This window comes from Micromonospora sp. NPDC023966 (assembly GCF_040639095.1).
Taxonomy (GTDB): Bacteria; Actinomycetota; Actinomycetes; order Mycobacteriales; family Micromonosporaceae; genus Micromonospora.
The window spans coordinates 32,864-59,642 of sequence record NZ_JBEZZJ010000033.1 but is presented as its reverse complement, the minus strand read 5'-3'; the positions used below and the strand labels follow the sequence as shown (position 1 = coordinate 59,642).

Sequence of the window (26,779 nt, the reverse complement as noted above, 5' to 3'; positions counted from 1 at the left end):
TGTCCGACCGCCGAGCGGTCCGTGCCGCCGCGCGGCGGTGCCGCTCACTCGTTGGCGGTCGCGCCGGCGTGCGCGGTGAGCCCGGCCTCGGCCCGCTGGGCGGTCGCCGGATCCTTCCACACGTGCACCCGCTGGGCGGGCCGCTGGTCCAGCCCGGTCAGGCCGGCGGTCGCGCCGAGCGCCTCCGCGTAGACCTGGTCGGCGTCGAGCCGGCGCAGCTCCTCGGCCAGCTCGTCGCCGAGCGGCCGGCGGACCAGCGGCAGCGTCCGGTCCTCCTGGCCGGTACGCCGGAAGATGGCCACGTTCTCGTCCCGGCTCAGCGTCAGCTGGTCGCCGTTGGCGCAGCGCAGCTGCACCTCGCGCATCCGGGGGAACTCGTCGGTGTGCTGCCAGGCCGGGTCGATGCCGAGCCGAGCGATCAGCCAGCCCCGCATCAGCGCGGCCGTCGGGTCGGTCCGCGGCGCCACCACGGTCGCCTCGGTGACCCGGGCCTCGGTGGTGTCGAAGGCCCCGGCGACCAGGGTGCGCCACGGGGTGATCCGGGTCCAGGCCAGGTCGGTGTCGCCCGGGGCGTAGTCGGCGGCCCGCTGCTTGAGCGCGGCGATCGGGTCGGCGGCCTGCGCCGCGTCGGTGATCCGCCGGTCGGCAACGACGCCGAGGAAGTCGGTGGCGATCTCCTCCGGCGGTTCGCCGTGCCACCAGGTCACCACCGGCACGTCCGGCACCAGCAGCGGCATCACCACCGACTCGGCGTGCAGCGCGAGCCGGCCGTACATCCGGGTCACCACCGCCTCGCAGGGGCCGAGCCGGCCGCCGACGACGATCTCGGCGTCCAGCCGGTTGCGGTCCCGCTCGACGTCGGAGCGGACCACGACGAGCAGCCGGCACGGGTGGGCGGCGGCGGCGATGGTCGCCGCGGCCTCGGCCTCCCGGACCCGCTTCTCGTCGACCACGACGATCAGCGTGAGCGCCATGCCGCTGGCCACCCCGCCCGCGCTACGCCGCTCGGCGGCGAGCGCCTTGACCACCTCGTTCCCGGTGGTGTCCCACAGCCCGATCAATGGAACCTCCTGGTTCGCTCACAGTGCTCGCTCACGCTCTCCGCCAGGACCGGCCATCGCGGGCCAGCATCTCGTCCGCGGCCCGCGGACCCCACTCGCCGGCCCGGTACGGCTCCGGCGTGGTGCCCGTCCAAGCGTGCTCCAAGGGGTCCACCACCTGCCAGCTCTGCTCCACCTCGGCGGCGTCCGGGAACAGCGTCCGGTCGCCGATGAGCACGTCCAGCACCAGCCGCTCGTACGCCTCGGGGCTGGACTCGGTGAACGCCTCGCCGTACTGGAAGTCCATCGCGATGTCGCGGACCTCCATGGTGGTGCCCGGCACCTTGGAGCCGAACTTCAGCACCACGCCCTCGTCCGGCTGGACCCGGATGACGAGCTGGTTGGGGCCGAGCGACTCCATGTCGGCCGGGTTGAACGGCAGGTGCGGCGCCGTCTTGAACACGATGGCCACCTCGGTGACCCGCCGGGGCAGCCGCTTGCCGGCCCGGATGTAGAACGGCACCCCGGCCCAGCGCCGGTTCTGGATGCCCAGCTTCACCGCCACGTACGTCTCGGTGGTGGAGTCCGGCGGGACGCCCTCCTCCTCGAGGTAGCCGACGGCGCGCTCGCCGCCCACCCAGCCGGGCAGGTACTGGCCCCGGACGGTGTCCTGGGAGACGTCCTGCGGCAACGTGATGGCCTTGAGGACCTTGAGCTTCTCGGTCCGGATCTCGTCGGCGTCGAAGCTGGTCGGCTCCTCCATGGCCACCAGGGCGAGCAGCTGGAGCAGGTGGTTCTGCAGCACGTCGCGGGCGGTGCCGACCGAGTCGTAGAAGGCGGCCCGGGTGCCGATGCCGACGTCCTCGGCCATGGTGATCTGCACCGAGTCGACGTACTTGGAATTCCACAGCGGCTCGAACAGGTTGTTGGCGAACCGCAGGGCCAGGATGTTCTGGACCGTCTCCTTGCCCAGGTAGTGGTCGATCCGGAAGACGTCCTGCCGGGTGAACACGTCGTCGACCAGGTCGTTGAGCGCCTTCGCCGAGGGCAGGTCGTTGCCGAACGGCTTCTCCACCACCACCCGGCGCCAGCCGCCGGACTTGGCGTTGTCCGCCATGCCGGTGCGGGCGAGCTGCTTGAGCACCACCGGGAAGGCCGCCGGGGGGATGGAGAAGTAGAAGGCGGCGTTGCCCGGGATGCCGTGGGTGTCGCGCAGCTCGTCGAGGGTGGCGGCCAGGTGGTCGAAAGCGGCGTCGTCGTCGAACGAGCCGCCGACGAACTTGATGTTGCCGGCGAGCCGGGCCCACACCTCCTCCCGCCAGGGGGTACGGGCGTGCTTCTTGGCCGCCTCGTGGGCCAGCGACTCGAAGTCGCCGTCGCCCCAGTCGCGCCGGGCGAAGCCCAGGACCACGAAACCGGGCGGCAGCAGCCCCCGGTTCGCCAGGTCGTAGACCGCCGGCAGGAGCTTCTTCTTGGCCAGGTCGCCGGTCACCCCGAAGATCACCAGAGCGCACGGCTCCGGGATCCGTGGCAGCCGGCGGTCCTGAGGATCGCGCAGCGGGTTCATGCCGCCTCCTCGCTCCGCCGATGTCACGTCATTCATCGTCACGTCAGTGTCCGTCCGGCCGCATCCAGTAGCTGGGCGACGCCCGCCGCCCGCTCGGTCAGGTGCAGGCGCAGCACCGGCCGCCCGCGACCGGCGAGGGCCCGCCGGTCGCCGGCGGCCTGGGCCGCCTGAAGGTCTCCGAAGGTGTACGGGCGGCCGGGCACCGGCAGATCGTCGGTGACCGCCCCGGTCACCTGCAGGTGGCTGCCGGCCCGCGGGCCGCCCTTGTGGTACTGCCCGGTGGAGCGCAGGTATCGCGGCCCCCACCGGAAGGTCACCGGGCGCGCCGTCGCCCGCGCCAGCAGCGGGCGCAGCCCGGCCACCGCCGCGTCGGCCCACCGGTCGAGGTACGCGGTCACCGCCAAATAGCCGTCGTCGCCCAGCCCGTCGAGCAGCCAGCGCAGCGCGCCGGCCAGGTCGGCGGGCGCCCCGGCCGGGGCGTACACCTGGACCGGGCCGTCGGTGGACGAGGGCGACTCCGGCGGCGGGCCGGCGGTGAGCAGCCGCGCGGCGTGCTCCTCGCTCTCGGCGACGTCCGGCTGGTCGAACGGGTCGACGTCGAGCACGGCGGAGGCGATCGCGGTGGCGTACTCCCAGGTGAGGAACTGCGCGCCGAGCGGGCCGTTGACCGCCACGTCGGCGGGGCCGGGCGCGACACCCGGCCCGAGGGAGCCGCCGTAGCCCACGGTCAGCACGTCCGGGCCGGTGGCGCCGGGGGCGTCCGGAGACTCCACCACCACCGGCAGGATGCCCCGGCCGGCCTTGCCGGTGGACTCGGCGAGCAGGTGCTCGGCCCAGTCGCCCAGCCCGTCGAGCCCGGTGCCGTCGGACACCAGCGCGACCGTTGGCCGGCCGGTGGTGGCCGCCGCGCCGAGCGCCGCCCCGAGGGCCAGGCCCGGGTTGTCCCGGTCCCGGCCGAGCGCGCCGGCGAGGGCCTCGGCGTCGTCCAGCAGGTCGGCGACGGGCACCCCGGCCAGCGCCGCGGGGACCAGCCCGAACGCGGTGAGCGCCGAGTATCGCCCGCCCACCTCGGGGTCGGACTGGATGACCACCACGCCCAACTCGTCGGCGACCGCCTCGAGCGGGGAGCCGGGGTCGGTGACCACGACGAAGTGCCGGGCGGCCTCCGCCTCGGTCAGCCCGGCGTCCAGGAACGCCTGCCGGTACGCCCGCCGGACGCTGTCGGTCTCCACCGTGCCGTCGGACTTGCCGGCGACCACCACCACGGTGCGCTCCAGCCGGTCGGCCAGGGCCGCCCGGACCTGGCCCGGGTCGGTGGTGTCCAGCACGGTCAGCGGCCGGCCGAGGGTCCGGGCGAGCACCTCCGGGGCGAGCGCGGAGCCGCCCGTCCCGGCGAGCACCACGTGGTCCAGGTCGGCCAGCTCCTCGGTCAGCTCGGCGAGCTGGGGGAGGAGTTCCCGGCTGCGCGCGTGGGTGTCCAGCCAGCCCAGCCGGATCCGGGCCGTCGCCTCGGCGTCCGGCCCCCAGAGGGTCGGGTCCTTCGCGGCGAGCCGGGCGGGGAGGTCCGCGGCGACCAGCGCGGCCCGCACGGACGCGGGCGCGGACCCGTCGACCGCGTCCGCGCCGTGCACGGCCAGCCCGGCGGCGATGTCCGCCCGGCCGGCCAGCAGGTCGCTCACCTCACCACCCCGTCCTCGTGGCGTGACGCGTCCCGGGGTGGCCCCCCGGGACGCGTCCGGCGCCGTCCGTCACGCGTCGCCCCCGGCCTTTTCGGCGGCCTTCGCGTTGCCCTTGGCGGCCCGGCCCGGCTGACCGATGCCCTTGGCCGCCTCGGCCAGGGACTTCTTGACCCCGTCGATCAGCTCGAGCCAGCTCGTCTCGAACTTTTCCACGCCCTCCCGCTCGAGGGTGGCGATCACGTCGGTCATGTCCACGCCGGCCGCCTCGAGGTCGGTGAAGACCTTGCGGGCCTCGTCGTACGAGCCGGTGATGGTGTCGCCGCGGGTCTCGCCGTGGTCGGCGTAGGCGTGGATGACCGATTCCGGCATGGTGTTGACCGTGCCGGGAGCGATCAGCTCCTCCACGTAGATGACGTCCCGGTAGTCGGGATTCTTGGTCGACGTGGAGGCCCACAGCGGGCGCTGCGGGTGGGCGCCCGCGTCGGCCAGCTTCTTCCACCGGTCGGAGCCGAAGACCTTGCCGTAGCGCTCGTACGCCAGCTGGGCGTTGGCGATGGCCGCCTTCCCGCGCAGCGCCTTGGCATCGTCGGAGCCGATCTTCTCCAGCCGCTTGTCCACCTCGGTGTCGACCCGGGAGACGAAGAACGAGGCCACCGAGCCGATCTTCGACAGGTCGTGACCGTTAGCCTTCGCCTGCTCGAGACCGGCCAGGAACGCCTCCATGACCTCCGAGTACCGGTCCAGGCCGAAGATCAGCGTGACGTTCACGCTGACCCCCTCGGCCAGGGTCGCGGTGATCGCCGGCAGGCCCGCCTCGGTGGCCGGGATCTTGATGAACAGGTTCGGCCGGTCGACCAGCCACCAGAGCGCCTTGGCCTCGGCGACGGTCCGGTCGGAGTCGTGGGCCAGCCGCGGGTCGACCTCGATCGACACCCGGCCGTCCACCCCGGCGCTCTTGTCGTAGGACGGGCGCATCACGTCGCAGGCCCACCGCACGTCGTACGTGGTGAGCATGCGGACCGCCTCCTCGACCTCGATGCCGCGGGTGGCGAGGTCGTGCAGCTGCCAGTTGTACTCGTCGGCGTCGCTGAGCGCCTTGGCGAAGATGGTCGGATTGGTGGTGACCCCGGCCACGTGCGACTCGCGGCGGAGCTTGTCCAGCCCGCCGGAGCTGAGTCGTACCCGGGAAAGATCGTCGAGCCAGATCGCCACACCAGCGGCCTGGAGCTCACTCAGCCTGTCCGTCATGCCGTCCACGCTCCCCTCAGTTGCCGGTCGTGAAACCGGTGATGTCGCCCACCCGGGTCAGCGCCGCGTGCGCGGCGGCCACGATCCGGTCGGGGGTGAACCCGAACTGCTCGAAGAGCACGGTGTGCGGCGCGCTCGCCCCGTAGTGCTCCAGGCTCACGCTCTCGCCGCTGTCCCCGACGATCCCCCGCCAGGACATGGCGATGCCCGCCTCCACGCTCACCCGTGCCTTTACCCCGCGCGGCAGCACCGACTCCCGGTAGGCCTCATCCTGCGCGAAGAACCACTCCTGGCAGGGCATCGAGACCACCCGGGTGGGGGTGCCGTCGGCCTCCAGCCGCTCCCGGGCGGTGAGGCAGAGCTGCACCTCGGAGCCGGTGCCCACGATGATCACCTGCGGCTTGCCGGTGGACGCCTCGGCCAGCACGTAGCCGCCCTTGGCGACGCCCTCGGCGCCGGCCAGCTCGGTGCGGTCCAGCGTCGGCAGCGCCTGCCGGCTGAGCGCCAGCGCGGTGGGCCGGTCGGTGTGCTCCAGGGCCTGCCGCCAGGCCCAGACGGTCTCGTTGGCGTCGGCCGGACGAACCACGTCCAGGCCGGGGATGGCGCGCAGCGCGGTCAGGTGCTCCACCGGCTGGTGGGTCGGGCCGTCCTCGCCGAGGCCGATCGAGTCGTGTGTCCAGACGTAGGTCACCGGCAGCTTCATCAGCGCGGCGAGCCGCACGGAGGGGCGCATGTAGTCGCTGAACACCAGGAAGGTGCCGCCGTACGGGCGGGTGCCCCCGTGCAGAGCGATGCCGTTGAGGATCGCGCCCATGGCGTGCTCACGGATGCCGAAGTGCAGGGTGCGGCCGTACTCGTCGCCCGGGAAGTCCTTGGTCGCGTGCTCGGCGGGGATGAAGGAGGGCTCGCCCTTCATGGTGGTGTTGTTGCTCTCCGCCAAGTCCGCGGAGCCGCCCCACAGCTCGGGCAGCACCGGGGCGAGGGCCTCCAGGACCTTGCCGGAGGCGGCCCGGGTGGCGATGCCCTTGGCGTCGGCCGGGAAGGTGGGCAGCGCGTCGGCCCAGCCCTGCGGGAGCGTCCGGGTGGACATCCGCTCCCGGAGCGCCTTGCGCTCCGGGTTGGCCTTCGCCCAGGCGTCGAACCGGGTGGTCCACGCCGCCTGCGCCTCGGCGCCCCGCTCCAGCACCTGGCGGGCGTGCTTGAGCACCTCGTCGTCGACCTCGAAGGTGCGCTGCGGGTCGAAGCCGAGGATCTCCTTCGTGGCCTTCACCTCGTCGGCGCCGAGCGCCGAGCCGTGGATCTTGCCGGTGTTCTGCTTGTTGGGGGCGGGCCAGCCGATGATGGTGCGCAACGCGATGAAGGAGGGACGGCCGGTCTCGGCCTTCGCGGCGAGCAGCGCCTGGTGGAGCGCCTCGACGTCCTCGTGGTAGTCGCCCTGATCGGCGTCGCCGCGCCGCCAGTCGACCGTCTGCACGTGCCAGCCGTACGCCGCGTAGCGGGCGGCCACGTCCTCGCTCTTGGCGATCCGGGTGTCGTCCTCGATCGAGATCTCGTTGTCGTCGTAGATCACGCAGAGGTTGCCGAGCTGCTGGTGGCCGGCGAGGGCGCTCACCTCGTGGCTGATGCCCTCCTCGATGTCACCGTCCGAGGCGATGCACCAGATGTCGTGGTCGAAGGGGGAGTCGCCGCGGTCGGACTCCGGGTCGAACAGGCCGCGCTCGCGGCGCGCCGCCATCGCCATGCCGACCGCGTTGCCGAGGCCCTGGCCGAGCGGGCCGGTGGTGGTCTCCACGCCCGGAGTGTGGCCGTGCTCCGGGTGGCCCGGGGTGAGCGAGGCCCACTGGCGCAGCGCCTTGAGGTCGTCGAGGGCCAGCGGGTAGCCGGAGAGGAAGAGCTGGATGTAGAGGGTCAGGCTGGAGTGCCCGGCGGACAGCACGAACCGGTCCCGGCCGGGCCAGTTCGGGTCGGCCGGGTTGTGGCGCATGACCCGGTTGAAGAGCAGGTACGCCGCGGGGGCGAGGCTCATGGCCGTGCCCGGGTGGCCGTTGCCGGATTTCTCCACGGCGTCCATGGCCAGCACGCGGACCGTGTCGACGGCCCTGCGGTCGAGGTCGGACCAGTTGAGAGCGGGAAGCTCGGGTCGGTTGGCAGCCACGATGGTTGTGCTCCTCGGCAGATGGGCGGAACCCTCACTGATGACCCTATCGAGCGGCCCTAAACGTCCGCCCGGGGATCTCTGCATGCTGGTCTGTACGTCTCCGACCGGATCCACCGTTCAACTCGGAATGTGACGGCCCGCACCGTTGCCGGGTCTCCGGGGCAGCCAAAACGACGCCGCGTAGTGTGTGGGGCGGTGTGTGGGCCCGGAGGGGTCCGAGCCGACCCCGACCTCCCCCGCCAAAGCCGGAAGGTGGCAATCCGTGAGCATGATCACCGAGCGCCCCGTCAGCGACTCTGCCGGGCAGCCGCCGGTGCGCACGGTGGCGGAGGTGGCGGCGACCGGGCGGCGGGACGTGCGGGCCGTGGTGGCCGCGTACGTGGCGCTCACCAAGCCGCGGATCGTCGAGCTGCTGCTGGTCACCACCGTGCCGGCGATGATGCTGGCCGACGGGGGCATGCCGGCGCTCTGGCTGGTCGCCGTGGTGCTGGTCGGCGGCTCGCTCGCCGCGGGGGCGGCCAGCGTGCTCAACTGCTACATCGACCGGGACATCGACCAGTTGATGCGGCGCACCAAGCGCCGGCCGCTGCCGGCGCACACAGTGTCGCCGCGCAACGCGCTGATCTTCGGCCTGGTGCTGGCGGTGGTCTCGGTGGCGCTGATGGCCGCCGCCACCAACTGGCTGGCCGCCGGGCTGACGCTGGCCGCGATCGCCTACTACGACCTGGTCTACACGCTCTGGCTGAAGCGCACCACGGCCGCCAACACCTTCTGGGGTGGCGCCTGCGGGGCCGCGCCGGTGCTGATCGGCTGGGCGGCGGTCACCGGTTCGCTGTCCCCGGCCGCCTGGGGCCTGTTCGCGGTGGTCTTCTTCTGGCAGATGCCGCACTTCTACGCGCTGGCCATCAAGTACAAGGCCGACTACGCCCGGGCCGGCATCCCGATGCTGCCGGTGGTGGCCTCGGTCCGCCGGGTCAACGCGGAGATCATCCTCTTCTCCTGGCTGACCCTGCTCTCCTCGCTGGCCGTCTGGCCGCTCGGGATGAGCCCGATCTACGGCGTCACCGCGCTGGTGGTCGGCGGGATCTTCGTGGTCGAGGCGCACAAGCTGTGCCGGCGGGCGGCCCGCGGCGAGGCGGTCAAGCCCATGCGGCTGTTCCACTGGTCCACCACCTACCTCACGATTCTGTTCGCGGCCGTCGCCCTCGACGCCCTGCTCTGATCTGTCGCCCGCGCTGACCGGGGTGGATGCTTTCCCCTTGGTGGCGGAATTCATCAGAATTTTTTTCGACCTGAGTTGGACGGGGTTAACCCGGACAGACTGTGACGATCCAGGCCGCCCGATTCGCCCAGGCATAGGCGACATGTACGGGCGAATTACCTGTGGTCTTCCTTAAACCAGTAGGTAATTGGCATCACATTCAGTTCATCGTTCTCGCACATCCGGGTGCATGTCTGCTTAGGCTTCGCGTCATGGCAGATGGTTCCGATACGACGCTGACGGCTGACAAGATCGCCGAGCAGGCCCCCAACGGCCTGGTCGCGGGAATCAAGTCGTTCGCCGCCGGACACGGCGGGGCGAAGGCGGTCATCGAGTACGTCGGCAAGCGCGGCGCACGGATCGTCCTCGTGGGTGAGGACGGGGTGTGGGCCGACCAGTTCGCCGACGGCACCGACATCGCGCGGCAGGCCTGCGCCAAGGCAGGGGTCACCGTCGAGAACGCCTGGGAGCGTGAGCTGATGGACCAGATGCGTCCGAGCAACGACCTCTGGCGGTCGATGGCCCGGCGCACGATGGCCCGTTGACATAAATTGACCAACCACTACCAGCCGACCCGGGGGAAACCCCGGGTCGCTCTCGTCACCTGCACCGCCCTGCCCGACCTCGACCCGGACGACCGGCTCGTGCTCGCCCCGCTCGCCGCCCGCGGCGTCGCCGCCGAGGCGGTGGTCTGGGACGACCCGGCCGTGGACTGGTCCGGCTACGACCTGGTCGTGCTCCGCTCGCCCTGGGACTACGCGCTGCGCCGCGACGAGTTCGTCGCCTGGGCGCGCACGGTGCCGGCCCTGGTCAACCCGGCCGACGTGGTCGCCTGGAACACCGACAAGCGCTATCTGGCCGAGCTGTCGGCGGCCGGGGTGCCCACCGTGCCGACCGCCTGGGTCGAGCCGGGCGAGGAGTGGGTCCCGTCGGCCGGCACCGGGGAGTACGTGATCAAGCCGGCGGTCAGCGCCGGCAGCCAGGACACCGGCCGGTACGACCTGGCCGACCCGGAGCACCGGGAGCTGGCCGTGGCTCACGTACGGCGGCTCTCCGCCGCCGGCCGGGTGACCATGGTCCAGCCGTACCTGGCGGCGGTGGACACCGCCGGGGAGACCGCGCTGCTCTTCCTGGCCGGGCCGGACGGCCTGGCGTTCAGCCACGCGATCCGCAAGGGGCCGATGCTGACCGGCCCCGACCGCGGCGTGGCCGAGCTCTACAAGGAGGAGCGGATCGACGCCCGCACGGCCACCCCGGAGCAGCTCGACACGGCCGAGAAGACCCTGGCCGTCGTGCCCGGCGGCACCGACCGGCTGCTCTACGCCCGAGTGGACCTGATCCCCGGCCCGGACGGGGCGCCCGTCCTGGTCGAGCTGGAGCTGACCGAGCCGAGCCTGTTCATCGGCCACGCCGACGGCGCCTCGGACCGGCTCGCCGCGGCGATCGCCACCCACCTGGCCCGGCGGCCCTGACCCGCGCTCCGGCCCGCTCCGGTGGGCCGGAGCCGCCTCACTCCCCGTCGGAGTGGTTGCGGTCCCAGCGCCCGCCGATCGGCGGGGTGTCCAGCCGGACGGCGGCCTCGTGCCCGGCGAAGTCGTTGTCCTCCACCCGGCACGAGACGCAACTGCCCGCCCCGGTGATCCAGAACCCGTAGGTGTGGCTGTGCTCATCCCGGTGCCAGATCCGGTTGTCCCGCACGGTGGCCGAATCGAACGGGGCGTTGACCGCGATCCCGGCACGCTCCGGCGGGCCGGCGGGCAGCTCGTACGGCGTGCCGGGCGCCGGGGTGGTCTCGTTCCAGCCGGTGGCCCCGTCGGGCCGCACCTCGGCCAGGGACAGCTCCGTGCCGGTGTTGTCGGCCACCACCGCGGTCCGCGAGTCGACCCGGACGATCTTGCCCCGGTGCCCGCCGGCCGGCCAGTCCGCCGACCCGTCGGTGACCCGGCGCGGGGCGTACCGCACGCTGTCGCCCGAGCCGCGGCACGCCGGCGCGGACCGGCGCCCGTTGTCCCGGATCCGGTTGCCGACCACCGCGGCGTCGACCATCGGCCGGTCGATCCGGATCCCGTCCAGCGCGTTGTCCCAGATCTCGTTGCCCTCGATCACCACGTCCGCCGCGGCGCCCCGGTACCCGTGGCCCAGGTCGTGCTCGTGGTAGCCGTAGCCGCCGTTGCGGCTGATCCGGTTGCCCCGGACCGCGTACGGGCCGGGGGTGTTGCCCATGCTGATCCCGTCGCCGACGTTGCGGTCGATCACGCAGTCGGTGAGCAGTCCGCCCCGGCCGGCGATCCCGGCCGTGCCGTTGGCCGAGACGTCGAAGCCCGCCTCCAGGTTGTTCGTCAGCGTGCAGGCCGAGACGATCAGCCCGTCGGCGCCCCAGTCCGAGATGCCGAACCGGTTCGCCTGGCTGTGGCACCCGACGATGCGGAAGCCGCGCGGCGGCGGCCAGTAGTCCTTCTGCAGCTCGAGGAAGATCCCGTTGGTCCCGTTGCCGAGGGTGGTGCAGTTGGCGATGGTGAGCCGCTCCACGTCGCCCCAGCCGCCGATGCCGACGCCGATGCCCGCGCCGCCCATCTGCTCGCCGCTGTCCAGCCGGCCGCAGCCCACCACGACCACCCCGTCGATCAGGCTGTCCTGGAGGAAGTCGCAGCCCAGACCGGTCGCCCCGGTGTGGTGGATGTAGAGGTTGCGGAACACTCCGCGCACCACGTACTGGAGGCCCAGGCCCTTGGCGAGGTAGTTGTACTGGGTCATGCCGACCCCGGAGCCGTCGATCTCGAAGTCGGCGAACGTGCAGTCGGCGATGTGCCGGTCCCGGTCCGCGCCGTGCTGGACGGTGGTCCAGAAGGCCAGCGGGACGGGATCGCTCCGGTTGCCCTCGTTGCTGAGCAGGAACCGGGTGGCCGCCGACCCGGCGCCGACCAGCGACACCCCGCTGCGCCAGACGGTGCCGGCGTTCCGGATCGAGTAGATGCCCGGCGGGCAGTAGATCACCCGGGCCCGTCCGTCGGCGTCGTACCCCTCGCCCAGCCGGTCCACCAGGGCGGCCAGCGCCGGCTGGTCGTTGGTCACGCCGTCGCCGGTGAGCCCGAAGTCGTGGGCGTCGCACCACAGCGGCGCCCCGGCCACCGGCGTCAGGCGCTGCGGGACGGTCGTGGACAGGCCCTTGCGCGACACCGGCGGCTCCCCTCGGGCGGACGGTCCGTGACGCGGACCGCATTCCCGCTGCCGCCGGGCGGTAACGCCGGGGAAGGCGTGTCTCAGGCGGCGGCGGTGACCGGCTGGTCGGCCGGGGTGGCCGGCACGGCCGGGGCCGGCGGGGCGGCCGGACGCCGCTCCCGGGTGGCCCAGAGCACGCCCAGGGTGGCCAGCAGCACTAGGCAGGAGCCGAGCATGTGGGCGGCGACCAGCACCGCCGGCAGGTGGGTGAAGTACTGCACGAAGCCGATCAGGCCCTGGCCCAGCTCGACCGCGACCAGCACCCCGGCGGCCCGGGCGGCCCGGTCGGCGCCCACCGCGCGCAACGCGAAGAGCAGCGCCACCGAGAGGCCGATCAGCAGGAACACCCCGTCGGCGTGCACCTGGGAGATCGCCTCCGGGTCCAGGCCGTTTCGGGCCGCGCCCTGGTCGCCCGCGTGCGGGCCGCTGCCGGTCACCCAGGTGCCGATCACCAGCACTGCCGCGCTCACCACCGTGGTGAGCCCGGCGAGGGTACGCAGCGGCGCCGGCACGGTCGGGCTGACCGGCCCGTCCGGCTCGACGGTGCGCCGCCAGAGCGCGTACGCGGCGGCGATCACCACCATCGAGGCGAGGAAGTGCAGGCCCACCACCCACGGGTTGAGGTTGGTGAGCACGGTGATGCCGCCGATCACCGCCTGGGCGGGGATGCCGAATAGCACGCCGATGGCCAGCGCCAGCAGCCCGCGCGGGCGGGTCCGCTGGGCCAGCACGGCGAGCACCACGGCCAGCGCGATGACGCCCACCGCGAAGGTGAGCAGCCGGTTGCCGAACTCGATCGCCCCGTTCACGCCCATCTCCGGGGTGGCGATGTACGACTCGTCGGTGCAGCGGGGCCACGTGGGGCAGCCGAGCCCGGAGCGGGTGAGCCGGACACCCCCGCCGGTGACCACGATCGCCACGTTCGCGATGATCGAGGTGTACGCGAGGCGGCGCAGCAGCGTGGGGGAGACCGGGAACCGGACGGAAGCCTTCACGGAGCGAATCCTACGCACCGTAGTTGATCCCGATCGGGTGACTCCGCCGCACCGGTGGTCGGGATCACCGGACCCCGGGTTTGCGGGCCCTCGGCGAATTACGTAACGTTGGCGTTGTGAAAAACGCGGCGGCGCTCTCCGGGCACCTCCAGGCGACCGCTCCGGTCGCCAGCACTGCCGCGTCCACCGATCTTTCCACCCGCGACCGGGTCACCCAGCTGCTGCTGGAGCAGGGCGCGACCACCGCGGCCCAGCTCGGCTCGGCGCTCGGGCTCAGCCCGGCCGCGATCCGCCGGCACCTCGACGCGATGCTCGCCGACGGCGACGTGGAGGCCCGCGAGCAGGTCGTGCGGGGCAGCCGGGGCCGGGGCCGACCGGCCAAGGTCTTCGTGCTGACCGAGGCGGCCCGGGTGCGCTGCGGCACCCACCACTACGACAACATCGCCACCGCCGCGCTGCGCTGGATCGCCCGCACGGGCGGCTCGCACGCGGTCGAGGCGTTCGCCGCCGAGCAGGTGACCGCGCTCGAGGAGCGCTGCCGCGCCGCCATGGAGGACGCCGGCGACGAGCCGCTGGCCCGGGCGGAGGCGCTCGCCGGGGCGCTGACCGCCGAGGGTTACGCTGCCAACGCGTCCACGATCGCCTCCGGCGGCCAGCTGTGCCAGCACCACTGTCCGGTGGCGCACGTGGCCGCCGAGTTCCCCCAGCTGTGCGAGGCCGAGACCGCGGTGATCTCCCGTCTGGTCGGCACCCACGTGCAGCGCCTGGCCACCATCGCGCACGGCGACGGGGTGTGCACCACGCACATTCCCACCCAGCCGCGCGCCCAGTCCGGTAACACCGTCACCACTGTGAGGACAGATAGATGACCGAGCAGATCGTTCAGCCCCTGACCCAGGAGGAGCAGCTCGCCGCCCTCGGTCGCTACGAGTACGGCTGGGCCGACCCCGACGTCGCCGGGGCGGCCGCCCAGCGCGGCCTCAACGAGGCGGTGGTGCGGGACATCTCGGCCAAGAAGAACGAGCCGGCCTGGATGCTCGACCTGCGCCTGAAGGGCCTGCGGCTGTTCGGCCGCAAGCCGATGCCGGCCTGGGGCGCGGATCTCACCGGGATCGACTTCGACAACATCAAGTACTTCGTGCGGTCCACTGAGAAGCAGGCCACCAGCTGGGAGGACCTGCCCGAGGACATCAAGAACACCTACGACCGGCTGGGCATCCCCGAGGCGGAGAAGCAGCGGCTGGTCGCCGGTGTCGCGGCGCAGTACGAGTCCGAGGTCGTCTACCACAAGATCCGTGAGGACCTCGAGGAGCAGGGTGTCATCTTCCTGGACACCGACACCGCGCTGCGCGAGCACGAGGACATCTTCAAGGAGTACTTCGGCACGGTGATCCCGGTCGGCGACAACAAGTTCGCCGCCCTGAACACCTCCGTCTGGTCCGGTGGCTCGTTCATCTACGTGCCGAAGGGCGTGCACGTGGAGATCCCGCTGCAGGCCTACTTCCGGATCAACACGGAGAACATGGGCCAGTTCGAGCGGACGCTGATCATCGTCGACGAGGGTGCGTACGTGCACTACGTCGAGGGCTGCACCGCGCCGCTCTACTCCTCCGACTCGCTGCACAGCGCGGTCGTGGAGATCATCGTCAAGAAGAACGGCCGGTGCCGTTACACGACCATCCAGAACTGGTCGAACAACGTCTACAACCTGGTCACCAAGCGCGCCGTCTGCCACGAGGGCGCGACCATGGAGTGGGTCGACGGCAACATCGGCTCCAAGGTCACCATGAAGTACCCGGCGGTCTACATGACCGGCGAGCACGCCAAGGGCGAGGTGCTCTCGGTGGCCATGGCCGGCGAGGGCCAGCACCAGGACGCGGGCGCCAAGATGGTGCACGCCGCGCCGCACACCTCCTCGACCATCGTGTCGAAGTCGATCGCCCGGGGCGGCGGCCGCACCTCCTACCGCGGCCTGGTCCAGGTGCTGGAGGGCTCGCACAGCAGCCGGAGCACGGTCAAGTGCGACGCCCTGCTGGTCGACACCATCTCCCGCTCCGACACCTACCCCTACGTCGACATCCGCGAGGACGACGTGTCGATGGGGCACGAGGCGACCGTCTCCAAGATCAGCGATGACCAGCTCTTCTACCTGATGAGCCGGGGCCTGAGCGAGGACGAGGCGATGGCGATGATCGTGCGCGGCTTCATCGAGCCGATCGCGAAGGAGCTTCCGATGGAGTACGCCCTGGAGCTCAACCGCCTGATCGAGCTCCAGATGGAGGGCGCGGTCGGCTGACTCCCGCGGCCCGGCCCGTCGGGCCGGGCCGTGCGGGCCCCGACCCACCCTCCGATCAATGACACCGTCGTCGCAGAACAGACCAAGGAAGAGATGACTACCCAGGCTTCCGCGCCGCCCGCGACCAAGTCGCAGGCGCTCCGCTCGTACGACGTCGCCGACTTCCCGGCCCTCACCGGCCTGGAGGAGGAGTGGCGCTTCACCCCGCTCAAGCGCCTGCGCGGCCTGGCCGGTGAGGCGCAGGCCGCCACCGGCACGGTCCGCCACGAGCACGGCGACCTGCCCGAGGGCGTCACCGTCGGCCGCATCGGCAGGGACGACCCGCGGGTGGGCAGCGTGCTCACCCCGTTCGACCGGGTCAGCGCGCTGGCGTACGGCGGGGCCGACGGGGCGCTGCTGGTGCAGGTCGCCCGGGACGCCGTGGTCGAGGCGCCGGTGAGCCTGCGGGTGGTCGGCGGGGGCGCCGACGCGCTCGCCCTCGGCCACACCTTCGTCGAGGTGGGCCGGTTCGCCGAGGTGACCCTGGTGCTGGAGCACGTCGGGTCCGCCACCCTGGCCGACAACGTCGAGGTGGCCGTGGCCGACGGCGCCAAGCTCACCCTGGTCACCGTCGCCGACTGGGCCGACGACGCGGTGCACGCGCAGCACCTCAGGGTGAAGCTGGGCCGCGACGCCAAGGTCGTGCACGTCCAGGTGAGCCTCGGCGGCGACCTGGTCCGGCAGTACACCTCGGTGGACTACACCCAGCGCGGCGGCGAGGCCGAACTCTACGGCGTCTACTTCGCCGACTCCGGCCAGCACCTGGAGCACCGGCAGCTGGTCGACCACACCGTGCCGGACTGCCGCAGCTACGTCGGCTACCGGGGCGCCCTGCAGGGCGAGAGCGCGCACACCGTCTGGGTCGGTGACGTGCTGATCCGGGCCGAGGCGACCGGCACCGACACCTACGAGATCAACCGGAACCTGCTGCTCACCGACGGCGCCCGGGCGGACTCGGTGCCCAACCTGGAGATCGAGACCGGCGAGATCGCCGGCGCCGGGCACGCCAGCGCGACCGGCCGCTTCGACGACGAGCAGCTCTTCTACCTGATGGCCCGCGGCATCCCCGAGGGCGAGGCCCGCCGCCTGGTGGTCCGCGGCTTCTTCGCCGAGCTGATCAACAAGATCCCGGTCGAGGAGCTGCGCGAGCGGCTCGGCGACGCGATCGAGGCCCGCCTCGCCAAGGCCGGCGCCTGATGATCAAGATCTGCTCGACCGAGGACGTGCCCAAGGGCACCGCGATCAGCGCCGACGTTGACGGCACGCAGATCGCCGTCGTGCACGGCGAGGACGACAACTTCTACGCCGTGTACGACGAGTGCTCGCACGCCGCCGTGGCCCTCTCCGAGGGCGAGGTCGACGGGTGCACGCTGGAATGTTGGCTGCACGGATCCCGTTTCGACCTACGGACCGGCGAGCCCACCGGGCTGCCCGCGACCGAACCCGTTCCCGTCTATCCCGTCGAAGTCCGCGACGGCGACATCTACGTCAGCCTGACGCCGAGCAATGGAGTGACCCGATAATGAGCACCCTGGAGATCCGCGACCTGAAGGTGTCGGTCAAGCTGCCCGAGGGTGAGCTCAAGCCGATCCTGCATGGGGTAGACCTGGCGGTCAGTTCGGGTCAGACCCACGCGATCATGGGCCCGAACGGCTCCGGCAAGTCGACCCTGGCGTACTCGATCGCCGGCCACCCGAAGTACGAGATCACCGGCGGCTCGGTGACCCTCGACGGCGAGGACGTGCTGGCCATGTCCGTCGACGAGCGGGCCCGCGCCGGCCTCTTCCTGGCCATGCAGTACCCGGTCGAGGTCCCCGGCGTCTCGGTGGCCAACTTCCTGCGTACCGCCAAGACCGCGATCGACGGCGAGGCGCCGAAGCTGCGCACCTGGGCCGGCGAGCTGCGCGGCGCCATGGAGAAGCTCCAGATGGACCCGGCGTTCGCCCAGCGCAACGTCAACGAGGGCTTCTCCGGCGGTGAGAAGAAGCGGCACGAGATCATGCAGCTGGAGCTGCTCAAGCCGCGGATCGCCATCCTCGACGAGACCGACTCCGGCCTCGACGTGGACGCGCTGCGCGTGGTTAGCGAGGGCGTCAACCGGGTGCGCGACACCGGCGACACCGGCCTGCTGCTGATCACCCACTACACGCGGATCCTGCGCTACATCAAGCCCGACTTCGTGCACGTCTTCGTGGCCGGCCGGATCGTCGAGCAGGGCGGCCCGGAGCTGGCCGACAAGCTCGAGGAAGAGGGCTACGAGCGGTACGTCGCCGGGGCCGGTTCGGCGCGGGCCTGAGCACGATGACCTCCATCGCGATCCCGTCGGGCATGCCGCAGTACGACGACGTGCCCCGCTTCGACGTGGCGCGGGTGCGGGCCGACTTCCCGATCCTGGACCGGGAGGTCAACGGGCACCCGCTGGTCTACCTCGACAGCGCCAACACCTCGCACAAGCCGCGGCAGGTGCTCGACGTGCTCGCCGAGCACTACGCGCGGCACAACGCCAACGTCTCGCGCTCGGTGCACACGCTGGGCACCGAGGCGACCGAGGCGTACGAGGAGGCCCGGGCGAAGATCGCCGCGTTCATCAACGCGCCCAGCGCGGACGAGGTGGTCTTCACCAAGAACTCCACCGAGGCCATCAACCTGGTGGCGTACGCCTTCTCCAACGCCTCGCTGCGGCCGGACGCCGACCCGAGGTTCCGGATCGGGCCCGGTGACGAGATCGTCATCTCCGAGATGGAGCACCACTCGAACATCGTCCCGTGGCAGCTCCTCGCGGAGCGGACCGGCGCGACCCTGCGCTGGTTCCCGGTCACCGACCACGGGCGGCTCGACGAGTCCGGGCTGGACGACCTGGTCACCGAGCGGACGAAGATCGTCTCGCTGGTGCACATGTCCAACATCCTCGGCACGGTCAACGCCACCTCGCGGATCACCCAGCGGGTCCGCGAGGTGGGCGCGCTGCTGCTGCTCGACTGCTCGCAGTCGGTGCCGCACCTGCCGATGGACGTGGTCGACTACGACGCCGACTTCATCGTCTTCACCGGACACAAGATGTGCGGCCCGACCGGCATCGGCGTGCTCTGGGGCCGGGGCGAACTGCTCGCCGCGATGCCGCCGGTGTTCGGCGGCGGCTCGATGATCGAGACCGTGACGATGGCGCGCTCCACGTTCGCCGCGCCGCCGGCCCGGTTCGAGGCCGGCACCCCGCCGATCGCCGAGGCGGTCGCGCTCGGCGCGGCGGTCGACTACCTCACCGGGATCGGGATGCGGGCCATCCAGTGGCACGAGAAGGAGCTGACGGCGTACGCGCTGGACGCCCTCGCCACCGTGCCGGGGCTGCGCGTCTTCGGCCCGAACGTGCCGGTCGGCCGGGGCGGGACGATCTCCTTCGCGCTCGGCGACGTGCACCCGCACGACGTCGGGCAGGTGCTCGACTCGCTCGGCGTGCAGGTCCGGGTGGGGCATCACTGCGCCAAGCCGGTGTGCACCCGGTTCGGCGTGCCGGCCATGACCCGGGCGTCGTTCTACCTGTACACCACGACCGAGGAGATCGACGCGCTGGTGGCCGGTCTCGAGCAGGTGCGGAAGGTGTTCGACTGATGCAGCTCGACCAGCTCTACCAGGAGATCATCCTGGACCACTACAAGCACCCGCACGGCCGCGGCCTGCGGGACGCGACGGACCGGGCCGCCGCGGTCGGCGAGGCGCACCACGTCAACCCGACCTGCGGCGACGAGATCACCGTGCGGGTGGCGACCGACGGCAAGGTGTTCACCGACATCTCGTACGACGGGATGGGCTGCTCGATCAGCCAGGCGTCGGCCAGCGTGCTGCACGAGCTGCTGCGCGGCCGGGCCGCCGACGACGCCGCCGTGGTGCACGAGGCGTTCGTCGAGTTGATGTCCGGACGTGGCCAGGTCACGCCGGACGAGGAGGTACTCGGAGACGGGGTGGCGTTCGCGGGTGTCGCGCGCTACCCGGCCCGGGTGAAGTGTGCGCTGCTGTCGTGGATGGCGTTCAAGGACGCCGCGGCACGCGCCGGGGTGGGCGTGAGCCCGGAGGTGAAGGCATGAGCAGCGAAGAGACCGCCTCGACGCCGGAGACCGGCGCGGTGGCGACCGACGGCGCGGCCCCGGCCGGTGCGGCTCCGGCCAACGGCGCCGCGGCGGCCGGCAAGCCGGCCATCGACGACATCGAGGAGGCGATGAAGGACGTCGTCGACCCCGAGCTGGGCATCAACGTGGTCGACCTCGGCCTCGTGTACGGCATCCACGTCGACGATCAGAACGTGGCCACCCTGGACATGACGCTGACCTCGGCGGCCTGCCCGCTCACCGACGTCATCGAGGACCAGGCCCGGCAGGCGCTGACCACCGGCCCGGGCGGCGGCCTGGTGAACGACATCCGGATCAACTGGGTCTGGCTGCCGCCGTGGGGCCCCGACAAGATCACCGACGAGGGCCGGGACCAGCTCCGCTCCCTCGGCTTCAACGTCTGACCGTTCCCGGTCCCCGTCGAGGGGGGGGCCCCCCCCCCCGGGGGGGCGGCCGCCCCGCCCGCCCCCCCCCCCCCCGGCCCCCCCCCCCCCCCCCCGTCCCGGCCCCCCGCCACCTCCCCGCCACACCCCCGAACACCCAGCAGATCTTGGTAGGAATCGGCCCCTGTAGGGGCCGTTTCCGTCCAAGATCTCCGACGGGCTACCGCTCCACCCGGCTGATCGACTCCAGCGCGCCGGTGTGGCGGTGTCGACGGGCACCGGATACCGCCAGCTCGGCGAGGTGGCGCGTCGGGTGCGGAATTGGGTGGCGGGGTGGGGGAGGGGCGGGCACGATGGGCCGGTGATCGAGGCGTACCCGAAGCAGGTTCCTGTCCGTGCGGCCACCGCCGCGCGTCGACAGCGCACCGTGCCGCTGGCCGCCTCGACCCGCCGCCCACCGTCGTGACCGGGGCGTTCCTTGCCGGTCTGGTGGCCGGCTACGGCGTCGCCGTTCCCGTCGGCGCGATCGCGATCCTCATACTCGGGCTCAGCGCCCGTACCGGCTTCCGGGTCGGCGCGGCCGCGGCGCTCGCCGTGGCCACCGCCGACGGGCTCTACGCGGCGGTCGCCGCGCTGGGCGGTGCCGGCCTGGCCGGGCTGATCGCGCCGGTCGCCGGTCCGTTGCGGGTGGTCGCCGCGCTGGTCCTGCTCGGACTCGCCGGTCACGGGCTGTGGCGGACCTGGTCCGCCCGACGGACCCGGGAGGTGGCGGAGGCGCCGGTGGGGCGCGGTCTGAACACGCCCGGCCGGGCGTACGCGGCGCTGCTCGGCCTGACCCTGTTGAACCCGGCGACGGTGCTCTACTTCGCCGCGTTGGTGCTCGGCCGCCAGGACACCGCCGATCCGGACGGCGCCACGGCCGCGCTCTTCGTGGCCGGCGCGTTCCTGGCCTCGGCGAGCTGGCAACTGGTCGTCGCCGGTGGCGGCACCATGGTCGGCCGCGCCCTCGCCGGGCCGCGCGGCCGCCTGGTCACCGGCCTGGTCTCCAGCGCCCTGATCGCCACCCTGGCGATCGCCACCCTTCTGCCCGACTGATCGTCGCCCATCCGGCCCGACGGTAGTCGACCGCCGCCCGACCGCCGCCCGACCGTCGCCCGGCGGCCTCCCGACCGCTGCCTGACCGTCGCCCGGCGGCCCCGACGGCCGCTCGACCGTCGCCCGGCGGGCCGGCCGGCCCCGCCATGTCGTACGGTCGGGCGGTGACCAGCCGACCCGCAGCCGGGGGCGGCCGGTGGGTCGAGGTCGACCCGGCCCGCGTCGCTCGCTGGGTCGAGGGCTTCGCCGACCGGCACGGCCCGCCCACCGCCATCGTCGAGGGGTACGGCCTGCTGCTCACCGCCCCGGACGGCGCCACCGCCGAGCTGCACACCCCGCCCGGCGCCCCGGCCTCCGCCGACGTGCCCGGGTTCGTGGCCGCGGCCGGCGCGCCCCGACGGCTCGGCCTGCTGCTGGCCCGCAAGGGCGCGGTGGCGGTCGGTGTCGCCGACGGCTCCGACCTGGTCGTCTCCAAGGTGGACACCCGGTACGTGCAGGGGCGCACCGCCGCCGGCGGCTGGTCCCAGCAGCGGTTCGCCCGGCGGCGGGACAACCAGGCGAAGGCGGCCCTGGGCGACGCGGCCGAGCTGGCCGTACGCCTGCTGTTGCCGGAGGCGGCGACCCTCGCGGCGCTGGTCTGCGGTGGCGACCGGAGGGCCGTGGACACGGTGCTGGCCGACCGGCGGCTGGCCCCGCTCGCCGCCCTGCGCGCGGAGCGGCTGCTCGACGTGCCCGAGCCCCGACACACGGTGCTGGTCGGCGCGGTGGCCGCCGCCCGCGCGGTGCGGATTCTGATCCGCGACCCGGCGCCCGACGGCGCCTGACGTCATTCGGTGAGGTGAAGCCGCCGGGGCCGCCCCGCGTGCCGTTCGGACACGACGGGACCCCGGCGCCGGGGTGGTCGCCGGGGTCCGGGTTTGCGGTCGGGCGTTACAGGCTGCCGCCGAAGGTGTCGCAGGCCTTCGGGTCGCCGGTGGAGAAGCCCTTGGTGAACCACTGCTTGCGCTGCTCGGAGGTGCCGTGGGTGAACTCGTCCGGGTTCACCGGCCGGCCGGAGCGCTGCTGGATCGCGTCGTCGCCGATCTTCTCGGCGGTGTCGATCGCCTGCTGGATGTCCTGGTCGGTGATGCTCTTGAAGATCTTCTGACCCTGCTCGTCGGCGGTGCCGGTGGCGTTTTTGGCCCAGGCGCCGGCGTAGCAGTCGGCCTGGAGCTCCAGCTTCACCGAGAGCGTGTTGGCGTTCTGCGGGTCGCGCTGCTGCTGGCGGCGCATCTGCGCCTCGGTGCCGAGCAGGTCCTGCACGTGGTGCCCGTACTCGTGGGCCAGCACGTACGGCTGGGCGAACTCGCCCTGCGCGCCGAGCTGGTCGGCGAGCAGGCGGTAGAAGGTCAGATCGATGTAGACCAGGTCGTCGGCGGGGCAGTAGAACGGGCCGACCCCGGAGTCGGCCGCGCCGCAGCCGGTGCTGACGTTCTGGCTGAAGAACACGGTCTTCGACGGGCGGTACTGCTCGCCGAAGACCTCCGGCATGGCGGTACGCCAGTAGGCCTGGATCGAGTTGACGTAGAGGGTGTTGCGGCAGTCGAGCTGCTGCAGCGCGTCCTGCGCCGAGCACTTCTGCTCCAGCGAGGTGTTGTCGCCCTGCTCGGAGCCGCCGCCGTTGGTGGCCGCGTTCAGCCCGAAGCCGCCGCCCACCAGGGCGACCAGGACGGCGATGATGATGCCCACGATCCCGCCCCGACCGCCGCCGATCGGGATCGGAATGCCCATCCCGCCGCCTCCGCCGGACCCTCGCCGATCCTCCACCTGGCTGGTGTCGACCCGCGCGTTCTCGTTCAGCTCCATGTTGACCCCGATCACCGATTAGTCCGTATGTGGTGGTTGCGGTACCGGACCGGGTCCGGACGGAGTTTTCGGTACCCGATGATCTTGCGCGGTAATCCGGCGGGCCCGCCGGGGGCGGCCCGGTACACTTGGCTCGTGCTGCGCTGCGAAGGCTGAACGGCCCCGCGCCGACGGGAACTGATGACCCGCCGGCGCTTTCGCGTGCCTTGAATCAGCCCTTCGCCGAACCCCGAGAGCGAGTACCCCGAGATGATCACTGCCACCGGCCTGGAACTGCGCGCCGGTTCCCGGATCCTGCTGTCCGACACCACGCTGCGGGTGCAGCCGGGTGACCGGATCGGCCTGGTCGGCCGCAACGGCGCCGGCAAGACCACCACCCTCAAGGTGCTGGCCGGGGAGGGGCAGCCGTACGCCGGGCAGATCGACCGGCGCAGCGCGATCGGCTACCTGCCGCAGGACCCGCGGACCGGCGACCTGGAGGTCACCGGGCGGGACCGGGTGCTCTCCGCCCGCGGGCTGGACGTGCTCATGGCGCAGATGAAGGAGCTGGAGGAGAAGCTCGCCGAGGGCGCCGACGACGAGAGGCTGGTCCGCCGCTACGGCGCGCTGGAGGACCAGTTCGCCTCCCTCGGCGGCTACGCGGCCGAGGCCGAGGCGGCCCGGATCTGCGCTAACCTCGGCCTGCCCGACCGGGCCCTGGCGCAGACCATCGGCACCCTTTCCGGTGGCCAGCGCCGCCGCATCGAGCTGGCCCGGATCCTGTTCCGTGACGCCGGCGAGAACGGCGGCGGCATCCTGCTGCTCGACGAGCCGACCAACCACCTCGACGCCGACTCGATCACCTGGCTGCGCGCCTTCCTCGCCAACCACAAGGGCGGCCTGATCGTGATCTCCCACGACGCGTCCCTGCTGGAGGCGGTGGTCAACAAGGTCTGGTTCCTGGACGCCACCCGCTCGGTGGTCGACGTCTACAACCTGGGCTGGAAGGCGTACCTGGAGGCGCGGGAGACCGACGAGCGGCGTCGCCGCCGGGAGCGGGCCAACGCCGAGAAGAAGGCCGGCGCGCTGATGGCCCAGGCGGACAAGATGCGGGCCAAGGCCACCAAGACCGTCGCCGCGCAGAACATGGCCCGCCGGGCGGAGAAGCTGCTCTCCGGCCTGGAGGACGTCCGGGTCGCCGACAAGGTGGCGAAGGTGCGTTTCCCCACCCCGGCGCCGTGCGGAAAGACCCCGCTCACCGCCTCCGGCCTGTCCAAGTCGTACGGGTCGTTGGAGATCTTCACGGACGTCGACGTGGCGGTGGACCGCGGCTCGCGGGTGGCCATCCTGGGCCTCAACGGCGCCGGCAAGACCACCCTGCTGCGGATGCTCGGCGGCCTGCTCGAACCGGACACCGGCGAGGTGCGCCCCGGGCACGGGCTGCGGCTCGGCTACTACGCCCAGGAGCACGAGACGCTGGACGTGGAGCGGACCATCCTGGAGCACATGCGCAGCGCGGCGGCGGACCAGACCGACACCGACCTGCGCAAGATCCTCGGCGCGTTCCTCTTCTCCGGCGAGGACGTGGACAAGCCGGCCGGGGTGCTCTCCGGCGGTGAGAAGACCCGGCTGGCCCTGGCCACCCTGGTCTGTTCCGGCGCCAACGTGCTGCTGCTGGACGAGCCGACGAACAACCTCGACCCGGTCAGCCGCGAGCAGGTGCTCGACGCGATCGCCCGTTACCCCGGCGCCATCGTGCTGGTCACCCACGACCCGGGCGCCGTCCTGGCCCTCAAGCCCGACCGCGCCATCCTCCTCCCCGACGGAGACGAGGACGCCTGGTCCGACGACCTCCTGGAACTCGTCGAACTGGCCTGACCACCCGGGTCCGCGCCACTCGCGCCCGGCCCCGCGTCGATCATGAGGTTGGCGGCACTTCCGGAGATCCACGTCGCCGTCAACCTCATGATCGACGGTGGGCGGGTCGTCAGCGCAGGGCGGTGGTCAGGTGGGGGAGGACGCCGGAGGTGGTCAGGATGACCACGCCGAGCACGATGAACACGGCCGGGACCAGCCAGTGGCCGGTGCGGCCGACCAGGGAGACCACCCGGGGGTGGCTGCCGAGCAGGGCGGCGACCGCGCACCAGACGGCCACCAGGGCGGCGAAGACCAGCAGCCAGACCAGGCCGGTGGCCGGGTCGAGCGAACGGAACACCGGCACGTAGACGGCGATGTTGTCGGCGCCGTTGGCCACGGTCACCCCGGCCACGCCGAGCAGGCTGCCGACCACGGCCGGCGGCTCGTCGTCGTCGCCGCGGGCCAGCAGGGCGCGGACGCCCAGCGCGATCGGCAGCAACCCGAGCAGGCCGGTCCACGGGTCGGGCACCACCAGCAGCCCGGCGGCGACCACCACGGCGACCGCGACCAGCCCGCCGATGCCCGCGTACTGACCGGCGACGATCTGCCAGGGGCGGGGCCGGCCGGTGCCGCGGGCCGCCACGAAGAACACGGTCAGCACGACGATGTCGTCGAGGTTGGTCGCGGCGAACACCCCGGCTGCGGCGGCCACCGCGGCGAGCAGATCGATCACCCGAGGCAGCGTACGGGTCGGCCGGCCGGGCGGCCCTTCATGATCCAGCCGGCCGGTGCGGAGTGACCGGTCAGAAGGATCACTCTATCGGGAAGCTGACATTGCATAGCGTGTCGGTTGGCGAATAGTTGATATCTGGCGCATGATCGTCCGAGGCGGTCTAATAGGTGGGACCGTATCCGAACCGCACAGTCTGGGACGTGAGGAATCAGCATGGCAGCCACCGGCACAGCCACCAGCACTGAGAAGGGTCGCCGGATCGTCGGGGCCGAGCGCCAGACGCTCGCCAAGGACCTGGTAAAGCGGTACACCTCGGGTGAGAGCATCCGTGCGCTCGCGGCCTCGACCGGCCGGTCCTACGGATTCATCCACCGGGTGCTCACCGAGTCCGGGGTGCAGCTGCGGCAGCGTGGCGGCGCCCGGCGCCGCAAGAAGGCGTGACCCGCCCCCCAGCGTCGTCCATCAGCGCTGTGCTCCGGGTGGTCCGGTGACCGCCGAGACGGCCGGAGTACGACTCGACTGCGACGGGCCGGTCGCGACGGTGACGTTGTGCCGGCCCGACGTGCTCAACGCCCAGACCCCGGCCATGTGGCGCGCGATGAGCGACTTCTCCCGGGATCTGCCCGGCGACGTCCGCGTCGTCGTGGTGCGCGGCGAGGGGCGGGCCTTCTCCGCCGGCCTCGACCTCTCGGTCGCCGGCTCGTCCGGCCCGGGGTCCTTCGCCGAGCTCTCCACCCTGCCCGAGCAGGAGTGCGCCGACCGGATCGCCGAATACCAGGGTGGCTTCACCTGGCTGCACCGGCCGGACGTCATCTCGATCGCCGCCGTGCAGGGCCACGCGATCGGCGCCGGCTTCCAACTCGCCCTCGCCTGCGACCTGCGGGTGCTCGCCGAGGACGCCAAGCTCTCCATGGCCGAGGTGACCCTCGGCCTGGTTCCCGACCTGGCCGGCACCAAGCGCCTCGCCGAGCTGGTCGGCTACTCCCGCGCGCTGGAGATCTGCGCCACGGGCCGCCGGATGGACACCGCCGAGGCGGACCGGATCGGCCTGGCCACCCTCGTCGTGCCGCCCGCGGAGCTGGACGGCGCCGTGCGCGACCTGACCGCGGGCCTGCTGGCCAACAACCGCGACGCGATCGTGGAGATCAAGGCGCTGCTCGCCGGCGCGGGCGGGCGCACCCACGCCGAGCAGCAGCGGGCCGAGCGGGAGGCGCAGACCCGGCGGATCCGCGACCTGGCCGGGCGGGGCGAATAGTAAGGACCGTTCGGGAAGATCCGGGTTACT

The 26,779-nt window shown here is 72.4% G+C and carries 25 protein-coding genes; 16 read left to right on the top strand and 9 right to left on the bottom strand.

The genetic code is table 11. The annotated features are described in order from the left end of the window. Positions 1 to 44: 44 nt before the first annotated feature. From AB0F68_RS28735 to tkt, 5 genes are all read right to left on the bottom strand, one after another. Positions 45 to 1,061, bottom strand: a complete 1,017-nt coding sequence (locus tag AB0F68_RS28735; protein WP_357343843.1) for a glucose-6-phosphate dehydrogenase assembly protein OpcA — start codon at positions 1,059 to 1,061, stop codon at positions 45 to 47. Positions 1,062 to 1,092: 31 nt separating this feature from the next. Beyond that, positions 1,093 to 2,607, bottom strand: coding sequence for a glucose-6-phosphate dehydrogenase (gene zwf, locus AB0F68_RS28730; protein ID WP_357343841.1), 1,515 nt, complete (start codon positions 2,605 to 2,607; stop codon positions 1,093 to 1,095). Between the two features lie 38 nt (positions 2,608 to 2,645). Next, a complete protein-coding gene (locus tag AB0F68_RS28725; protein ID WP_357343838.1) occupies positions 2,646 to 4,286 on the bottom strand; it encodes a glucose-6-phosphate isomerase in 1,641 nt (546 codons plus the stop codon). A gap of 69 nt (positions 4,287 to 4,355) precedes the next feature. Then, a complete protein-coding gene (tal, locus tag AB0F68_RS28720) occupies positions 4,356 to 5,534 on the bottom strand; it encodes a transaldolase (protein ID WP_357343835.1) in 1,179 nt (392 codons plus the stop codon). A gap of 16 nt (positions 5,535 to 5,550) precedes the next feature. After that, positions 5,551 to 7,689 (bottom strand): transketolase, encoded by a 2,139-nt coding sequence (gene tkt, locus AB0F68_RS28715; RefSeq protein WP_357343834.1) that lies wholly within the window; start codon positions 7,687 to 7,689, stop codon positions 5,551 to 5,553. Between the two features lie 265 nt (positions 7,690 to 7,954). Between tkt and AB0F68_RS28710 the strand changes: the two genes are divergently transcribed. From AB0F68_RS28710 to AB0F68_RS28700, 3 genes are all read left to right on the top strand, one after another. Continuing rightward, on the top strand, positions 7,955 to 8,914 hold the full coding sequence (locus AB0F68_RS28710) for a heme o synthase (RefSeq protein ID WP_357343832.1): 960 nt from the start codon (positions 7,955 to 7,957) through the stop codon (positions 8,912 to 8,914). 251 nt (positions 8,915 to 9,165) lie between these two features. Further along, the gene (locus AB0F68_RS28705; protein WP_357343830.1) at positions 9,166 to 9,498 is read left to right on the top strand and encodes a hypothetical protein; all 333 of its coding nucleotides are present in this window, start codon (positions 9,166 to 9,168) and stop codon (positions 9,496 to 9,498) included. A gap of 6 nt (positions 9,499 to 9,504) precedes the next feature. Further along, positions 9,505 to 10,425: a hypothetical protein gene (locus AB0F68_RS28700; RefSeq protein WP_357343828.1), complete on the top strand. Its 921-nt coding sequence runs from the start codon at positions 9,505 to 9,507 to the stop codon at positions 10,423 to 10,425. 37 nt (positions 10,426 to 10,462) lie between these two features. Here the strand turns inward: AB0F68_RS28700 and AB0F68_RS28695 are convergent, their stop codons facing one another. Together AB0F68_RS28695 and AB0F68_RS28690 are read right to left on the bottom strand one after the other, a co-directional pair. Then, on the bottom strand, positions 10,463 to 12,130 hold the full coding sequence (locus tag AB0F68_RS28695; RefSeq protein ID WP_357343826.1) for a right-handed parallel beta-helix repeat-containing protein: 1,668 nt from the start codon (positions 12,128 to 12,130) through the stop codon (positions 10,463 to 10,465). Positions 12,131 to 12,213: 83 nt separating this feature from the next. Continuing rightward, positions 12,214 to 13,185 carry a COX15/CtaA family protein gene (locus tag AB0F68_RS28690; protein WP_357343824.1) on the bottom strand — a complete coding sequence of 324 codons (972 nt, stop codon included), beginning with the start codon at positions 13,183 to 13,185 and terminating at the stop codon, positions 12,214 to 12,216. A 200-nt stretch (positions 13,186 to 13,385) separates the two neighbouring features. Here AB0F68_RS28690 and AB0F68_RS28685 point away from each other — a divergent pair, with 200 nt between their 5' ends. The 10 genes from AB0F68_RS28685 to AB0F68_RS28640 all read left to right on the top strand — a co-directional run bounded on the left by AB0F68_RS28685 (position 13,386) and on the right by AB0F68_RS28640 (position 21,904). Then, positions 13,386 to 14,036, top strand: a complete 651-nt coding sequence (locus tag AB0F68_RS28685; protein ID WP_357343865.1) for a transcriptional regulator — start codon at positions 13,386 to 13,388, stop codon at positions 14,034 to 14,036. Further along, the gene (gene sufB / locus AB0F68_RS28680) at positions 14,033 to 15,463 is read left to right on the top strand and encodes a Fe-S cluster assembly protein SufB (RefSeq protein ID WP_357343823.1); all 1,431 of its coding nucleotides are present in this window, start codon (positions 14,033 to 14,035) and stop codon (positions 15,461 to 15,463) included. Before AB0F68_RS28685 ends, sufB begins: the two co-directional genes overlap by 4 nt. 93 nt (positions 15,464 to 15,556) lie before the next feature. Continuing rightward, positions 15,557 to 16,699, top strand: coding sequence for a Fe-S cluster assembly protein SufD (sufD, locus tag AB0F68_RS28675; RefSeq protein ID WP_357343821.1), 1,143 nt, complete (start codon positions 15,557 to 15,559; stop codon positions 16,697 to 16,699). Beyond that, entirely contained in the window at positions 16,699 to 17,025 is a 327-nt protein-coding gene (locus AB0F68_RS28670) for a non-heme iron oxygenase ferredoxin subunit (RefSeq protein ID WP_091320789.1), read from the top strand. Before sufD ends, AB0F68_RS28670 begins: the two co-directional genes overlap by 1 nt. Continuing rightward, positions 17,025 to 17,798, top strand: a complete 774-nt coding sequence (gene sufC / locus AB0F68_RS28665; protein WP_357343819.1) for a Fe-S cluster assembly ATPase SufC — start codon at positions 17,025 to 17,027, stop codon at positions 17,796 to 17,798. The genes AB0F68_RS28670 and sufC overlap by 1 nt, the downstream gene beginning before the upstream one ends. A gap of 5 nt (positions 17,799 to 17,803) precedes the next feature. Next, positions 17,804 to 19,108: a cysteine desulfurase gene (locus AB0F68_RS28660; protein ID WP_357343817.1), complete on the top strand. Its 1,305-nt coding sequence runs from the start codon at positions 17,804 to 17,806 to the stop codon at positions 19,106 to 19,108. Beyond that, on the top strand, positions 19,108 to 19,581 hold the full coding sequence (gene sufU / locus AB0F68_RS28655; protein WP_357343815.1) for a Fe-S cluster assembly sulfur transfer protein SufU: 474 nt from the start codon (positions 19,108 to 19,110) through the stop codon (positions 19,579 to 19,581). The genes AB0F68_RS28660 and sufU overlap by 1 nt, the downstream gene beginning before the upstream one ends. Continuing rightward, positions 19,578 to 20,006, top strand: coding sequence for a metal-sulfur cluster assembly factor (locus AB0F68_RS28650; protein WP_357343813.1), 429 nt, complete (start codon positions 19,578 to 19,580; stop codon positions 20,004 to 20,006). Before sufU ends, AB0F68_RS28650 begins: the two co-directional genes overlap by 4 nt. Positions 20,007 to 20,447: 441 nt before the next feature. Beyond that, complete coding sequence (locus AB0F68_RS28645; RefSeq protein WP_357343811.1) at positions 20,448 to 21,080, top strand: LysE family transporter; 633 nt, start codon at positions 20,448 to 20,450, stop codon at positions 21,078 to 21,080. Positions 21,081 to 21,244: 164 nt separating this feature from the next. After that, on the top strand, positions 21,245 to 21,904 hold the full coding sequence (locus AB0F68_RS28640; RefSeq protein ID WP_357343809.1) for an acVLRF1 family peptidyl-tRNA hydrolase: 660 nt from the start codon (positions 21,245 to 21,247) through the stop codon (positions 21,902 to 21,904). Positions 21,905 to 22,010: 106 nt separating this feature from the next. On the opposite strand, the gene AB0F68_RS28635 is transcribed toward AB0F68_RS28640, so the two are convergent. After that, complete coding sequence (locus AB0F68_RS28635) at positions 22,011 to 22,925, bottom strand: neutral zinc metallopeptidase (protein WP_357343863.1); 915 nt, start codon at positions 22,923 to 22,925, stop codon at positions 22,011 to 22,013. 249 nt (positions 22,926 to 23,174) lie between these two features. On the opposite strand from AB0F68_RS28635, the gene AB0F68_RS28630 reads away from it, so the two are divergent. Further along, entirely contained in the window at positions 23,175 to 24,782 is a 1,608-nt protein-coding gene (locus AB0F68_RS28630) for an ABC-F family ATP-binding cassette domain-containing protein (RefSeq protein WP_357343807.1), read from the top strand. Between the two features lie 109 nt (positions 24,783 to 24,891). On the opposite strand, the gene AB0F68_RS28625 is transcribed toward AB0F68_RS28630, so the two are convergent. After that, complete coding sequence (locus AB0F68_RS28625; protein ID WP_357343805.1) at positions 24,892 to 25,494, bottom strand: cadmium resistance transporter; 603 nt, start codon at positions 25,492 to 25,494, stop codon at positions 24,892 to 24,894. Positions 25,495 to 25,707: 213 nt separating this feature from the next. On the opposite strand from AB0F68_RS28625, the gene AB0F68_RS28620 reads away from it, so the two are divergent. Both AB0F68_RS28620 and AB0F68_RS28615 read left to right on the top strand, forming a co-directional pair. Continuing rightward, positions 25,708 to 25,935, top strand: coding sequence for a helix-turn-helix domain-containing protein (locus AB0F68_RS28620; protein ID WP_007462679.1), 228 nt, complete (start codon positions 25,708 to 25,710; stop codon positions 25,933 to 25,935). 46 nt (positions 25,936 to 25,981) lie between these two features. Continuing rightward, positions 25,982 to 26,749, top strand: a complete 768-nt coding sequence (locus AB0F68_RS28615) for an enoyl-CoA hydratase/isomerase family protein (RefSeq protein ID WP_357343803.1) — start codon at positions 25,982 to 25,984, stop codon at positions 26,747 to 26,749. Positions 26,750 to 26,779 lie beyond the last annotated feature (30 nt).

Coding starts and splice junctions, on each gene's coding strand:
- sufC (WP_357343819.1), top strand. CDS start 17,025: ATGAGCACCCTGGAGATCCGCGACCTGAAGGTGTCGGTCAAGCTGCCC.
- AB0F68_RS28660 (WP_357343817.1), top strand. CDS start 17,804: ATGACCTCCATCGCGATCCCGTCGGGCATGCCGCAGTACGACGACGTG.
- sufU (WP_357343815.1), top strand. CDS start 19,108: ATGCAGCTCGACCAGCTCTACCAGGAGATCATCCTGGACCACTACAAG.
- AB0F68_RS28630 (WP_357343807.1), top strand. CDS start 23,175: ATGATCACTGCCACCGGCCTGGAACTGCGCGCCGGTTCCCGGATCCTG.
- AB0F68_RS28650 (WP_357343813.1), top strand. CDS start 19,578: ATGAGCAGCGAAGAGACCGCCTCGACGCCGGAGACCGGCGCGGTGGCG.
- AB0F68_RS28635 (WP_357343863.1), bottom strand. CDS start 22,925: ATGGAGCTGAACGAGAACGCGCGGGTCGACACCAGCCAGGTGGAGGAT.
- AB0F68_RS28620 (WP_007462679.1), top strand. CDS start 25,708: ATGGCAGCCACCGGCACAGCCACCAGCACTGAGAAGGGTCGCCGGATC.
- tal (WP_357343835.1), bottom strand. CDS start 5,534: ATGACGGACAGGCTGAGTGAGCTCCAGGCCGCTGGTGTGGCGATCTGG.
- AB0F68_RS28670 (WP_091320789.1), top strand. CDS start 16,699: ATGATCAAGATCTGCTCGACCGAGGACGTGCCCAAGGGCACCGCGATC.
- sufD (WP_357343821.1), top strand. CDS start 15,557: ATGACTACCCAGGCTTCCGCGCCGCCCGCGACCAAGTCGCAGGCGCTC.
- AB0F68_RS28705 (WP_357343830.1), top strand. CDS start 9,166: ATGGCAGATGGTTCCGATACGACGCTGACGGCTGACAAGATCGCCGAG.
- zwf (WP_357343841.1), bottom strand. CDS start 2,607: ATGAACCCGCTGCGCGATCCTCAGGACCGCCGGCTGCCACGGATCCCG.
- sufB (WP_357343823.1), top strand. CDS start 14,033: ATGACCGAGCAGATCGTTCAGCCCCTGACCCAGGAGGAGCAGCTCGCC.